Raw genomic sequence first — 13,525 nt, 5'->3', positions numbered from 1 at the left:
ATCATAGATCCCTTTGTGACGGTTGTTAATTAAACTTCCTTCTTATCTGTCTTAATTAGAAAAGAGCAAGATTATAATGAAAAAGGAATTGGCCTATTTCTATCTTATAAATGTACAAAAACTTACATTGATGTAATTTTTATTATTAAGTTTGTGAATATTACACTTATGTAAGTTTTATTTCTAATGGCTAATAAGTTGACACGCTTACAGTGGGCAGAAATACTCACTGATTCAGGTTGGTTTGATCATCATTTTCTTTTCAATTTTATCCCCAAAGGAGGAAAAATAAGGGAATTTCTGAATGAAAAAAGATATAAATTATCAGATGAGAAAGTGACATCAAGGGTATTAAACCACTGGAATGAAATTGGCATTCTTGAAGATGATCGACCCGAGGGTAAGGGGTGGAGAAGGTTTTCTATTTCGGAGATGGTTTGGATAACCATCATAAAAAAATTAAGGAGGTTTGGTTTAGATATGAATGCCATAAAAAAAGTTAATGAGTATCTAAAGTCCTACAATTCTGAAAAAGTCCTTTCGAAGTATTTAATCCTTGATTTTTATCTCGCATATGGTAGAATGTTCAAAGAACCCATAAAACTTATCGTTTTTGCAGATGGTGAGTCATTATTATGCAGACAAGAAGCATTGAACCAATTTCACGAGGATGGGAATCTTAAAGATGACTATATCTGTATCGATGTAATTTCATTGTTTTCAAAAGGAACAGGATTTCCGAACCAAACAGAATATACTTCAACAAAAATTGAAAAGGAGTTAAAAGAATCTTTAAAACTGTCTGACCTTAAGGAATTAAAAGTAACGGTACGAGGAAAGAAATACATTGTTGAAAAGGAAAGATTGATGAAAGATAAAAGGACTGCTGAAGCACTTTTCAATATGATCGATTTTGGAGTTAGGACAGACACTAAATACGATTCAAGAACCGCATATAAGATTACTGAAACTAAAAAGATAGATAAAGAGGGCGAAACCCTAAAATAGGAAAAAAGATAGGCAAGTGGTCAAAAACCAAGGACTATTGATGTTTCTAATTAATAATGTTATCAATTGAATCATGCAAGGAAATATTAGGCCCTGATGCAAAAAATTTATCCGAAGAAAACATTGTAATACTGCGCCATACACTATATCAGTTGGCTATGCTAGAATACGAAATTTTTAAAATTTATGAAGAATGAACGTTGCGATTTATACTAGGGTTTCTACTGAAGACCAGAAGGAAAATGGATTTAGTTTACAGGACCAACAGCGAAGGCTCCTTATGCATTGCAAATCCAATGGCAAAGTAATTGTAGCCCATTATGAGGAAGAATGCTCAGGTAAAAATTTTGACCGCCCAAAATTTAAAAAGTTGATTGTTGACCTAAAATCAAGGAACATACATATTGAGGAGTTGTGGTGTGTTCGCTTCGATCGGTTTTCGAGGAACGCTTATGCCTCCATGCAAATGATTGAAAAATTGAAAAACTTGGGTGTTCGATTGCGATTTATTGAAAATGATTTGGACTTAACTGTGCCGGAAAATTTAATTGCATACATGCTCAATATGGTACTCCCACAAGTAGAAAATGAAAGACGCGGTCTGAACACTATTCGAGGCATGAGACAGGCGTTACGTGAAGGGCGCTGGGTATGGCCTGCACCAAAAGGATATGACAATAATAAGGCTGCTAAAACCATAGAACCTAATGATGACGCTAAGTTCATTTTAAGGGCTTTTAAAGAGGTTTCACAAAACCGGAGACCACTAGATCATATCCGTAAAGATCTGGTCAGAGAAGGTTTCAAGTGCTCTAAGCAAACGTTTTACAACTTGTTACGGAACCCTCTCTATATGGGTAAAATTCGCATTATTGCCTACCGCGAGGAACCGGAGGAACTTGTGGATGGAAAACATTCTTCCATTGTTCCGGAATCATTGTTCTACCAAGTGCAGGATATTGTAAATGGCAATGTCCGAAAAAAACCTAAACAAAAAGAAACGGACAAAATATTTCCTTTACGAGGGCACTTGGTATGCAATACCTGTGGAAATAACCTTACAGCAAGCCGTTCAAAGGGAAGAAGCCGATATTATAATTACTATCATTGTCAGAATGGATGTAAGGAGCGTCACCCCGCAGATTATGCAGAAACTCAATTTGAGAAATTATTAGAGTCGATACAAATACCGGTTTCCGTAATGAGATTATATCAGAGGGTGGTTAAGGATGTATTCGAAAGTCAGGAAGGCAAAAGAGAGGTTCAAGTCAAGGCAAAGGAAAAGGAATTACTAAAACTGCAAAACAATCTCGGACGTGTAGATGACAAGTTGGCCACGGGTGTCCTAGAAATTGAAGATTATAACCGACTGACTATCCGTATCAAAAAAGGAATTCAGGAGATAAAAAATGAAATCGATAATTTAAATACGGATCAATCTAACTTCAATGTCTATTTTGACCAGGCTATAAATTTGATTTCTCAATTGAAGGAACATTACTTGATGGCTCCTGTAGAGATTAAACGGCAGATAGTTGGTTCGATATTCCCTGAGAAATTGATTTTTACTGGAAAAAATTATCGAATCGGAAAATTGAATTCTGTTGTGGACCTCATCACCGGTAAAAATTGGCTTTCTCAAAGGGTGGCAAATAAAAAAGCCACCATTTCTGGTGGCTTGTCTAATTTGGCTCCCCCTCTTGGGCTCGAACCAAGGACCCTCTGATTAACAGTCAGATGCTCTAACCAACTGAGCTAAGGAGGAATATTGCGCTTTTAGCGGATGCAAATATAAATTTTTCTTTCCAATACCCCAATAAAAAAAAGCGGATTTCTATTTAAACAACCACTTGTAGATATCATTCCCATTGGCAAATAACAACAGGGCAATTAAGAGGAAGAATCCTATCATCTGGGCATACTCCAGGAACTTGTCGCTCGGCTTTCTCCCGGTTACCATTTCATAAAGCAGGAACACCACATGACCACCATCCAAAGCTGGGATGGGAAGGATATTCATAAAGGCGAGGATAATGGAGATCAAAGCCGTAGTACTCCAGAATGCCGGCCAGTTCCAGCTGTCGGGAAAGAGATTTCCGATGGCAGCAAACCCTCCCACACCTTTGTATGCCCCGGTTTCAGGGTTGAATATCTTTTTAAGCTGTTTCACATAGCTGGTTAGCGTAGTTACCCCCTTGTCTATACCTGCAGGTATGGATTCGGTAAAGGAATACTTTTTGGTTTCCAGTTTCAGATAGCCTTTTTGCTCCAGCTGATCGAAGGTCAGAACGCCAAGGTTGACACCAATGGTGGCCGTGTCGCTCACAACAACAGGAATTTGCTGTTGCAATTCTTCCCGCTGTACGGTGATCACAGTGTTCTGATCTGCATATTTTTTAAGTACCTCCCTGGCCTGGTCGAAGTATGTGACCTGATCATCGCCAATGCCAATTACAATGTCTCCAACTTCCAGGCCGGAATCTTTGTTTGATGAAACCTCCGGGATATCCCCAACTACAAAGGGGATCCTCGGGCTCAGGAAGCGTATCTTGTCCTCATCCTCCAGCAAGGTGGCTATAAAATCTACAGGAATTTCCTTTTCAATTACCTGCCCGCTACGCTCAATGGTTATATTGTTACCATTAATGATCTCGCCCAGCAGGCCATTGAAATTTTCTACATATTCCCCGTCTATGGCAAGGATCTTATCTCCGGTCTGAATTCCCAGTTCGTCTCCTATATTCTTTTCCGTAACCCATACACCGTCCCTGAGGCTGTTGGTTGGGATAAACTGATCCCCGTAGGCATAGGCCATCCCGATGTAGATAATAACGGCAAGGATAAAATTCACCGTAACTCCCCCAAGCATTATGATAAGCCTTTGCCAGGCAGGTTTGGAACGAAATTCCCAGGGTTTTGGGGGTTGGGACATTTGCTCCATATCCATACTCTCATCGATCATCCCGGCAATCTTCACATAACCGCCAAGGGGCAACCAGCCTATTCCATAAACGGTTTCACCGATCTTCTTTTTGAAAAGGGAATATTTGATATCGAAAAACAGATAGAATTTCTCAACCCGGGTACCAAATAGCTTGGCCGGGATAAAATGGCCCAGCTCATGCAGAATTATCAGCAATGAAAGGCTCAGGAAAAATTGTATGGTTTTGATGAGAATGGGACTCATGGTTTCATTTTGCCATTAAAACGCACAAAAGTAGTGTTTTAGGCGCTCTTAAAAAAGTAAGCTATTCAAGGCTTTCTGAATTTAAGAAAGATTTAGCAGCACATCGCAGCTGAGGGATTTGAACCCCTGCTCCCTGTGAATTAACTTTGCAAACGAAATCATGATAAAGTTTTTTGCAAAATACAAGCGCTTTGGAATTGTACTGGCCGGTCTTTCCGTCGTAATCCTTTACCTGTTTTACAATGCGCTTCAACCAAAAGTTACTCTGCCCGTATACCAGCCCGCCGATTTTAATCCCGAACTGGTAGACAGCACCATTACCCACGTTAAAAAATACCACACCATAGCAGATTTCTCCCTGGTCAACCAGAACGGTGAAACCGTGACCCAGGAAGACTACAAGGACAAGATCTACGTGGCCGATTTCTTTTTTACTACCTGTCCTACCATTTGTCCGATCATGACTAAAAACATGGCCGATATCCAGAAGGAAATCCTGAATGATGAGGAGGTGCTACTGCTCTCCCATTCGGTTACACCGGATATTGATTCTGTGGCACAACTAAAGAAATACGCTAAGAAAAAAGGTGTCCTGGATTATAAGTGGAACCTTGTTACGGGCGATAAAAAACAAATCTATGAGCTCGCCAGAAAGTCTTATCTGGCGGTAAAAAGCGATGGCGACGGAGGTCCGTACGACATGATACATACGGAAAATTTTATCCTGGTCGACAAGGAGAGAAGAATTCGCGGGACTTATGACGGAACCAACCCGGAGGAAATAAAGGAACTCCTGAAAGACCTCAAAATACTCAAGGCCTCTTACCAAAATTAGTCCTGAAACATAGAAATGCACATGCGGTTTTAGGAGTTTTTTCCTGAATTTTCCACCTTTTTCCTGTATTTTTGTCCTTGCTTAAATTTAATCTAAATAAGCGTTGTTGATCACAGTAGCAGACCTTAGAAATGGACAGCGTGGGGTAATCCGGGAATTTCAACATGATTTGCTTCCCATCAAACTCCTAGAACTGGGTTGTCTCCCAGGTAATGAGGTAGAACTGGTCCAGGTTGCCCCACTGAACGACCCCATCTACATCAACGTTAACGGATCGCATATAGCCATAAGGAGGGCCACAGCCCTGCAAATAGAAATAGACCTCATAGAAGATCAGGATTCCCATGACTAAAAACATCAATGTAGCCCTGATCGGGAATCCCAACACCGGAAAAACCTCCGTGTTTAATGAATTAACCGGCCTTAACCAGAAGGTGGGCAATTATCCTGGTATTACGGTAGAAAAAAAGGAAGGTATTTGCAAATTGCCCAGAGGGGTAAAAGCACATATTTTGGACCTCCCGGGCACCTATAGCCTCAATACCACTTCCCTGGATGAGAGTGTGGTTGTGGAACTACTGCTCAACAAGAACAACAAAGACTATCCGGATGTGGCCGTAGTGATCAGCGATGTGGAAAACCTGAAGCGAAACCTCCTGCTTTTCACCCAGATCAAGGACCTTAAGATACCTACCCTGTTGGTAATTAATATGTCCGACAGGATGTCTAAAAAGGGTATTACCATCAACCTAAGCCTGTTGGAAGAAAAGCTGGATACCAGGATTGCCCTGGTTAGTACCAGAAAAAACAAAGGTATAGACAGGATCAAGGAATTGATTGCCGATTACAAAAACCTGTCTACAAAACCCAACCTGAATGCCTCAGTAATATCCCCGGAATATTTCGGGCGCTTACAAACTGTTTTCCCCAACGAAGATCTCTACAAGCTCTGGCTTGTGATTACCCAGGATGTAAATTTTAGTCCTGTAGACAAGAAGCCCATTAAAATCAGTGAAGACTTCGAGACCAAATCCAAGTCAGAGCTCAAACGGCTTCAACAAAAGGAGACCATTTACCGCTACAAGTTTATCAACAACATTCTTAAGGAAACGTACCAGGTAGACCGAACCAAAGCAAAAGGTTTAAGGGCTGGCCTGGACCGGGTGCTTACCCATAAGGTGTTTGGCTATCTGACCTTTTTTGTCATATTGCTGACCATATTCCAGGCCATCTTCGACTGGAGTAGTTATCCGATGGATTTTATAGACGAGCAGTTTGCCGCTGGCAGTGAATGGATTAAAAATACCCTGCCTGAAGGGGCATTTACCAATCTCATTGCCGAGGGAGTTCTTTCCGGAATTGGAGGGATTGTGATCTTTATCCCGCAAATTGCCTTCTTGTTCCTTTTCATTGCACTCCTGGAAGAATCCGGCTATATGAGCAGGGTAGTTTTTCTGATGGACCGGCTCATGCGACCGTTTGGGTTAAGTGGTAAAAGTGTGGTTCCTCTGATTTCTGGTACCGCATGTGCAATCCCTGCAGTTATGGCTACACGGAATATCGACAGCTGGAAAGAACGATTAATAACCATCCTGGTTACCCCCTTTACCACCTGTTCGGCCAGGTTGCCGGTCTATTTGATCATTATTTCCCTGGTCATCCCTGAAGGGCGTTTCATGGGGCTGGGTTATCAGGCCCTTGCCCTGATGTTGCTCTATCTTATGGGTTTCGGGGCAGCAATTTTTTCTGCCATGCTGCTCAACAGGGTTCTTAAAATCAAGAGCCGTTCCTTTTTTATGGCCGAAATGCCTTCATACAAATTGCCCCTGTTTAAAAATGTTGCCTTTACGGTTGTGGAAAAGACCAAAAGCTTTGTTTTGGGAGCCGGGAAGATTATCCTGGCCATTTCCATTGTACTTTGGTTTCTGGGTTCAAACGGATTTTCTGAAGATTTTGAAAATGCGGAAGATATTGTAATCCAGCGAATCGAGAATGAGGGTTTTTCTGCCAATAGCCAGGCTTTTATCAAAACCGGTATCGAAGATTTTAACCTAAGCGCCCTGGCATTGCCTGAATACCGGGATTCTCTTCAGGCCTTCAACAATCTTCTGGAGGAAAAAGCAAAGGTCCAGGAAATTGCCAGTTACAAACTGGAGCATTCCTATATTGGATATATGGGAAAGGCCATTGAACCACTGGTACAACCTATGGGGTACGACTGGAAGATCGGGATTGCCCTGATTACCTCCTTTGCAGCCCGCGAAGTGTTTGTCAGCACACTGGCTACCATTTACAGCGTGGGGAATGACGAAGAGGAGACCATAAAGAATCGTATGGCTGCGGAGATCAACGAACAAACCAAAAAGCCGCTGTTCAATCTGGCCTCCGGGATATCATTGCTGCTCTTTTATGCTTTTGCCATGCAATGTATGAGTACACTGGCCATTGTTAAAAAAGAAACCAACAGCTGGAAATGGCCTCTACTGCAACTGGCATTTATGAGCACATTTGCGTACCTTATATCCCTCATAGCCTATCAGCTTCTGAAATAGTATGAGCCTGCTACAATCCATATTGGTATATCTCGCCCTCGGCATTGCGCTTTTTTATTTGCTGAAAAAGTTTGTGCTCCCCCAAAAATGGTTCGCTCCCAAAAAATCAGACCAGGGAGGGTGCGGACAGGGAGATTGCAACTGCCATTGATCCTAGAACATATTGGCAAGAAAAGAATAGATCAGCAGCCCCCAGCCTGCAACCAGCAAGAGACCTCCTATTGGGGTTACCGGCCCCAGGAATTTCCACTTGCGTCCTTTCGCCTCTGTTATAACCAGGCCATAAATGCTGAAGGAAAAGAAGACTATACCCAAAATAAAACAGTAGGCCATATAGCGTTCCGAAGCAGTGCTAAATCCTAAATTGAATCCCAATACGAGGAGGAGAATAGCGTGGTACATCTGGTACTTGATTCCGGTTTCATAGCTTCGCAATTGTTCTGCCGATAATTTCTTTTTCAATGCATGTGCCCCGAAGGCCCCGAAAACAACAGCTAACATGCCGAAGAGACCCCCCAATACCTGCACCATTAAGATTACTTCCATAATATGAGCTATAAGAATGAAATGTAGGAAGAATTTAGGTAAGAAAAAACCCGTCCAGCTTTTGTGAACGGGTTACTGCTGGAGATGATTATCATTATATCTGGCTCATTCCTCCGTCTACGGCTATTTCAATTCCGTTTATATAACTGGCACCTTCGGAGGCAAGGAAAACAGCAACTTCGGCTATTTCCCGGGGCTCACCAAAACGTCCCAGAGGATTGGAAGCTGCAAAGGACTTGCCCATTTCATTAACGGCTTCCTCAGGCATGCCCATCTTGTTGTATATTGGCGTTGCGATGGGCCCCGGAGCTATAGAATTCACCCTGATACCTTTTGGCGCCAGTTCAGTGGTTAATACCCTTGCATAAGCCCTCAGGGCACCCTTGGTTGCACTGTATACTGCAGCTGCTTCAAAGCCTTTAAGATGAACAATTGAGGTGTTGAAGATAATGCTGGAACCTTCATTCATATGAGAGATAGCTTCTTTAACTAAAAAGGCAGGTCCTTTAATATTGGTATTGAACTGGGAGGTAAAATGATCCTCATCTATCTGGTCGGCTGGTGCAAAATAAGCCACTCCGGCATTTACAAATAGTACATCTATCTGCCCATATGCCGCTACCGCTTCACGGATCAAACGAGAGTTGTCCTCAATCCTGGATTGATCTGCCAGCACAGCCCTGAAGTCTCCACTAATTGATGAAGCCACTTCGTCCAGCGCTTCCTGACGCCTTCCTGAAAAGACCACCTTTGCCCCCTGGCTTAAAAATGCTTTGACAGTCTCCAGTCCAATTCCGGAATTTCCTCCGGTAATTACTACTACTTTGTTCTTTAATTTTTGCATATAATTTGATTTATTTATTGGAACGTTCGTTCCATTTTAGATTAAAAAAATTTACTTCAATACGGATAATGTATTTGAAATTATCCCTTCCAACACAGGCCTGTCCTTAACCAGAATGCCCGTCATCCTAAATCCCTGAAAACTACTATATAAGTAATAGGCATATTCCTGAGCAGATTTGTCCAGATTAAATTCTGCTTCCTGCTGTCCCTGGCTAACCAATGACTCAAAAAGGCTTAGCATTTCCTCCTGTGTCCCCAACAGCCAGTGCCGGATTTCCAAATTTTGATTGCCCATTTCAGATTTGCAGTTCATATTAAAACATCCCCTGCCCTCTTTATCTTCAACAATTTCCCGAAGGGCCATCTCGAAGACCTTTTGCAAAGCCTCTGATGGTCTGTTCGCTTTGAGAAGGACCTCTTTCAGGGTTTTTCCGGTTCTTTTTTGGTAAACCGACAGAGAAGCCTTGTACAAATCCAATTTTGAACCAAAGGTGTTGTAGATGCTGGACCTGTTAAGCCCGGTAGCTTCTACCAGATCCTGCATGGAAGTGGCATTATAACCCTTCTCCCAGAAAAGCTGCATCGCATTCTGGAGTATGGTTTCTCTATCAAATGTCAGTGTTCTGGACATAATATTCATTGCAAATATATATTGAAACAATCGTTTCAAAAAATGATTAACATTTTTTTTAGATTTTCTTGTCACTGCAAGAAGTGAAGAATACGTATCTTATGCTTGCAAGACGCATTTACATGTCGTTTAATCTACCCCGATTTCTTACCACACTCAAGACCCCGGCAAAAGCAAATAAGGTCATTTAAAGCCAGATATAATAACTATCCATAAAACTAATCTCATGAAAACTTTACTCACCCTTATAGCGGGTTTGATGAGCTTCTGTCTGCTCGGGCAGGGCACCCAATTATTAAGACAACCTACGCTTTCTGATAAGGAAGTAGTATTTGTCTATGCCAATGATCTTTGGAAGACTTCTATTAACGGCGGACAGGCGATCAGGTTAACCAGCAATGAGGGCTATGAACTGGCCCCTCATTTCTCACCAGATGGGAGAATGATCGCATTTACCGGTCAGTATGGGGGTAACCTGGACGTTTACGTTATCCCGGCAACAGGAGGGGAACCCAAAAGACTTACCTGGCACCCGGCAGGTGACTTTGTACAGGGCTGGACCCCTGATGGCAAAATACTGTTTCGTTCCGGTCGGGAAGGCAGGCCAACGCAAACCAACAAGTTCTACACGGTCTCGCTTGAGGGTGGTATCCCCGAGGCTGTTGATATCCCAAGAGCGGCATTCGGGGAAATCGCTCCGGACGGGAAACATATTGCATACGTACCTATCACCTTTTGGGATCCGGAATGGCGCAATTATCGGGGGGGACAGGCCATGCCGATCTGGATTGTCAATATGGAGACCAAAGCTCTCATTCGCACCCCCCAACCTACCGCGGAAAGGCATCTGGACCCGGTCTGGCATGGCAATAAGGTATTTTATTTATCGGAACGGGATTATGCAAGCAATATCTGGTCTTTTGACCCTGCTACAGGAGCGGAAAAACAGCATACCTTCCACAAAAAGTTTGATGTAAAAAGCCTGGATGCTGGGCCATCTGGAATTGTATATGAACAGGGTGGTTATCTTCACTTCCTTGACCCTGAGACCAATGCCAGCAGGCAGCTGAATATAACCGTGCAGGGAGATATGAGCTTTTCCCGTCTGAGATGGGAAGATGTTTCCGGCAGGAATCTCACCAATCCCGGGTTGTCGCCAACGGGAAAACGCGCCCTTTTTGAGCATCGTGGAGAGATCTTCAGCGTTCCCAGGGAAAACGGAAGCTGGAAAAACCTGACGAATACCCCAGGTGTAGCTGATCGGTATCCTGTATGGTCTCCGAAGGGCGATAAAGTGGCCTGGTTTTCAGATGCCAGTGGTGAATATCAGTTGGTTGTGGCCAACCAATACGGGGAGAATCAAAAATCTTACCCGCTGCCTAACCCCACATTCTACTTTGAACCGGACTGGTCGCCTGATGGCACCCATATTGCTTACTCCGATACGGATTACAACATCTGGGTAATCAACCTGAATAGTGGTACAGCAATGAAAGCAGATACGGATCGCTATGCACATCCCAACCGGACCATGAATCCGGTCTGGTCTCCCGACAGTCAGTGGATCGCTTATCCCAGGCAGTTAGATAGTCATTTTAAAGCCATATTTGCTTATAATATAAAAACACAGCAGCGCCTGCAGTTAACAGATGGAATGGCAGATGCGATCAGCCCTTCCTGGGATAAGAATGGGAAATACCTCTATTTCCTGGCCAGCACCAATTATGGACTACAATCGGGATGGTTGGATATGAGTTCCTATGACCCTGATGTAACCCGGTCTCTATATGCGCTGGTTTTATCCGATAAAGACAAAGCCCCGAACCTGCCAAAAAGCGACGAAGAATCAGTAAAAAAAGAAAAGGATAGCGGGGATAAAAAGAAAAAGGAAGATAAAGGGGATAAGGATGGTGAAACAAAAGGCGTTAGCGTTACCATCAGTCCGAAAGATATATATAAGCGGATAGTACCGCTTAAACTGGACGCCCGCAATTACGTTGCACTGATGGCCGGTCCGGAAATGCAGGTATTCATTGCGGAGAGTGTGCCTAACCAACCCAATGTTACACTGCATAAATACGATGTCGAGAAATTAAAGGCAGAAGATTTCAGCACCAATGTGGCTGGAGCTATGGTCTCGTCCGACCGGGAATCCATATTGCTTCAAAAAAATGGAAGCTGGAGTATTGTAAAAACATCCGGAAAACCCAAAAATGGGGATGGGGCATTGAACACCAATTTACGTGTTAAAGTAGACCCAAGGGCCGAGTACAAGCAAATTTTCAAGGAAGGATGGCGTTTTATGCGTGATTTCCTGTATGTCAATAATGTACACGGGGCGCCCTGGAACAAGATCTATGAATGGTATTCCCCCTGGATTGACCATGTGCGGCATCGTACAGACCTCAACTACGTGGTAGACATCATGTCTGGCGAGGTATCTGTTGGCCATTCCTATGTTTCGGGTGGGGATCAACCCGATATTGACAATGTACCCGTGGGCCTCCTTGGATGTGATTTATCAGTCGATAAAGGCTTTTACAGAATTGATAAGATCTATACCGGAGAAAGCTGGAATCCGGATTTTAGGGCCCCGTTAGCAATGCCGGGACTTGGGGTAAATGAGGGAGATTACCTGCTTGAAATTGATGGAAAACCGCTCAACAGCAGCATCAACCCCTACAGCCTGCTGGAGCAAACCGCAGAACGCGAAATCTATATTACAGTCAATAATGTCCCCAATGAACAGGGGGCAAAAAAGGTTTTGGTAAAACCCGTTCGTTCCGAAAGAGGTCTCCGGACTTATGACTGGATTGAAGGAAATCGTCGCAAGGTAGATAAATTGTCGGGCGGCAAACTGGCCTATGTTTATGTTCCCAATACGGGTGGAGGTGGATTCACTTCATTCAACCGGTATTATTTCTCCCAGCAGGATAAAAAAGGAGTCATCATTGACGAAAGGAACAATGGTGGCGGATCTGCAGCAGATTATATGATTGATATCCTGGACAGGGAATTATTTGGCTACTTCAACAGCAAGACGGAAGACAATCGTCCCTGGACAACTCCAATTGCCGGGATCTGGGGTCCTAAGGTAATGCTGATTAACGAGAGGGCCGGTTCCGGGGGTGACCTTTTGCCCTACATGTTCAAGGCGAAGAATATCGGACCGCTGGTTGGGACTCGAACCTGGGGTGGTCTGGTAGGAACCTGGGATACCCCGAGGTTTATAGATGGTGGACGTATGGTGGCCCCCAGAGGTGGATTTTATGATAAATACGGAAAATGGGCTGTTGAGGGTGATGGTATTGCACCAGATATTGAAGTGATTCAAGAGCCTGCCAAGGTTTTGGCAGGACAGGATCCTCAACTGGAAAAGGGGGTTGAAGAAGCCATGAAGCTACTCAGGCAGAATGAATTCCAGATCAAGCCAGAACCAGCACCACCGGTTAAATGGAAAAGACCGGATGGTTATAATAACGAATAAAATCAGGATCAAAGGCTGATCTGGATTTCCTTATCAGCCTTAAGTAAAAAAGAACAGTCCTCGAATCCTGGCGGACCAAAGGTTTTCATTTTACTGTTGGAGAATCCAATTGGTTCTTTGGGAATACCCAGCCAATTGGTATCGAGTTCCTCATTGCCATTTTCATCATGGTAGATGGCAAGGGCATACTGACCTTCAGGGAGTTCACTTATCTGCAATTCGGTGATGCCGCTTACGGCCCTGGTGCTGACCCCCATCAGGGCCTTGTCTTCCTTAAGGAACCCCTCGGCATTATCGTAGACGGCCAACATGATATTTCCCGAATTGGAGGAAACCCCGGAAACTTTTACGGTCAGTTTATTTTGAGCTATCCCCATCAAGGGAATAAGAAAAAAAAGAAAAAGAAGTCGCATTTCTGTTTTTGAGCTTATAA

Annotated in this window: 11 protein-coding genes and 1 tRNA gene; 6 read left to right on the top strand and 6 right to left on the bottom strand. The window is 43.4% G+C overall.

What is annotated here, in order from left to right; translation table 11 throughout:
• Positions 1-186: 186 nt before the first annotated feature.
• Together OO016_RS03975 and OO016_RS03970 are read left to right on the top strand one after the other, a co-directional pair.
• Positions 187-1,008 carry a MerR family transcriptional regulator gene (locus OO016_RS03975; RefSeq protein WP_266011021.1) on the top strand — a complete coding sequence of 274 codons (822 nt, stop codon included), beginning with the start codon at positions 187-189 and terminating at the stop codon, positions 1,006-1,008.
• A gap of 193 nt (positions 1,009-1,201) precedes the next feature.
• Complete coding sequence (locus OO016_RS03970) at positions 1,202-2,734, top strand: recombinase family protein (RefSeq protein ID WP_266011020.1); 1,533 nt, start codon at positions 1,202-1,204, stop codon at positions 2,732-2,734.
• Here the strand turns inward: OO016_RS03970 and OO016_RS03965 are convergent.
• Together OO016_RS03965 and rseP are read right to left on the bottom strand one after the other, a co-directional pair.
• Positions 2,697-2,773: transfer RNA gene (locus OO016_RS03965), tRNA-Asn, on the bottom strand. The genes OO016_RS03970 and OO016_RS03965 overlap by 38 nt on opposite strands.
• 69 nt (positions 2,774-2,842) lie before the next feature.
• Positions 2,843-4,195: an RIP metalloprotease RseP gene (gene rseP / locus OO016_RS03960; RefSeq protein ID WP_266011019.1), complete on the bottom strand. Its 1,353-nt coding sequence runs from the start codon at positions 4,193-4,195 to the stop codon at positions 2,843-2,845.
• Positions 4,196-4,355: 160 nt separating this feature from the next.
• Between rseP and OO016_RS03955 the strand changes: the two genes are divergently transcribed.
• The 3 genes from OO016_RS03955 (at position 4,356) to feoB (ending at position 7,582) form a co-directional block, all read left to right on the top strand.
• A complete protein-coding gene (locus OO016_RS03955) occupies positions 4,356-5,030 on the top strand; it encodes an SCO family protein (RefSeq protein ID WP_266011017.1) in 675 nt (224 codons plus the stop codon).
• 103 nt (positions 5,031-5,133) lie between these two features.
• Positions 5,134-5,382, top strand: a complete 249-nt coding sequence (locus OO016_RS03950) for a FeoA family protein (RefSeq protein ID WP_266011015.1) — start codon at positions 5,134-5,136, stop codon at positions 5,380-5,382.
• On the top strand, positions 5,375-7,582 hold the full coding sequence (gene feoB / locus OO016_RS03945; RefSeq protein WP_266011013.1) for a ferrous iron transport protein B: 2,208 nt from the start codon (positions 5,375-5,377) through the stop codon (positions 7,580-7,582). Before OO016_RS03950 ends, feoB begins: the two co-directional genes overlap by 8 nt.
• A gap of 153 nt (positions 7,583-7,735) precedes the next feature.
• Here feoB and OO016_RS03940 read toward each other — a convergent pair whose 3' ends face one another.
• The 3 genes from OO016_RS03940 to OO016_RS03930 form a co-directional block, all read right to left on the bottom strand.
• A complete protein-coding gene (locus OO016_RS03940) occupies positions 7,736-8,128 on the bottom strand; it encodes a DUF423 domain-containing protein (RefSeq protein ID WP_266011011.1) in 393 nt (130 codons plus the stop codon).
• Positions 8,129-8,222: 94 nt separating this feature from the next.
• The gene (locus tag OO016_RS03935) at positions 8,223-8,972 is read right to left on the bottom strand and encodes an SDR family NAD(P)-dependent oxidoreductase (RefSeq protein WP_266011009.1); all 750 of its coding nucleotides are present in this window, start codon (positions 8,970-8,972) and stop codon (positions 8,223-8,225) included.
• Positions 8,973-9,023: 51 nt separating this feature from the next.
• Entirely contained in the window at positions 9,024-9,605 is a 582-nt protein-coding gene (locus OO016_RS03930; protein WP_266011007.1) for a TetR/AcrR family transcriptional regulator, read from the bottom strand.
• Between the two features lie 226 nt (positions 9,606-9,831).
• Between OO016_RS03930 and OO016_RS03925 the strand changes: the two genes are divergently transcribed.
• Positions 9,832-13,092 (top strand): S41 family peptidase, encoded by a 3,261-nt coding sequence (locus OO016_RS03925; RefSeq protein ID WP_266011005.1) that lies wholly within the window; start codon positions 9,832-9,834, stop codon positions 13,090-13,092.
• Positions 13,093-13,100: 8 nt separating this feature from the next.
• Here the strand turns inward: OO016_RS03925 and OO016_RS03920 are convergent, their stop codons facing one another.
• Positions 13,101-13,505 (bottom strand): DUF2141 domain-containing protein, encoded by a 405-nt coding sequence (locus tag OO016_RS03920; protein WP_266011004.1) that lies wholly within the window; start codon positions 13,503-13,505, stop codon positions 13,101-13,103.
• Positions 13,506-13,525: the final 20 nt, after the last annotated feature.

Source organism: Lentiprolixibacter aurantiacus, from assembly GCF_026241225.1.
Classification (GTDB): Bacteria; Bacteroidota; Bacteroidia; order Flavobacteriales; family Flavobacteriaceae; genus Lentiprolixibacter; species Lentiprolixibacter aurantiacus.
The sequence above is the reverse complement of the archived record's forward strand: the minus strand, read 5'-3'. Positions and strand labels throughout refer to the sequence as shown.

Bases quoted from the DNA above. Each gene is read 5' to 3' on its own strand.
- OO016_RS03975 (WP_266011021.1), top strand. From the start codon at position 187: ATGGCTAATAAGTTGACACGCTTACAGTGGGCAGAAATACTCACTGAT.
- OO016_RS03970 (WP_266011020.1), top strand. From the start codon at position 1,202: ATGAACGTTGCGATTTATACTAGGGTTTCTACTGAAGACCAGAAGGAA.
- rseP (WP_266011019.1), bottom strand. From the start codon at position 4,195: ATGAGTCCCATTCTCATCAAAACCATACAATTTTTCCTGAGCCTTTCA.
- OO016_RS03955 (WP_266011017.1), top strand. From the start codon at position 4,356: ATGATAAAGTTTTTTGCAAAATACAAGCGCTTTGGAATTGTACTGGCC.
- feoB (WP_266011013.1), top strand. From the start codon at position 5,375: ATGACTAAAAACATCAATGTAGCCCTGATCGGGAATCCCAACACCGGA.
- OO016_RS03940 (WP_266011011.1), bottom strand. From the start codon at position 8,128: ATGGAAGTAATCTTAATGGTGCAGGTATTGGGGGGTCTCTTCGGCATG.
- OO016_RS03935 (WP_266011009.1), bottom strand. From the start codon at position 8,972: ATGCAAAAATTAAAGAACAAAGTAGTAGTAATTACCGGAGGAAATTCC.
- OO016_RS03930 (WP_266011007.1), bottom strand. From the start codon at position 9,605: ATGTCCAGAACACTGACATTTGATAGAGAAACCATACTCCAGAATGCG.
- OO016_RS03925 (WP_266011005.1), top strand. From the start codon at position 9,832: ATGAAAACTTTACTCACCCTTATAGCGGGTTTGATGAGCTTCTGTCTG.
- OO016_RS03920 (WP_266011004.1), bottom strand. From the start codon at position 13,505: ATGCGACTTCTTTTTCTTTTTTTTCTTATTCCCTTGATGGGGATAGCT.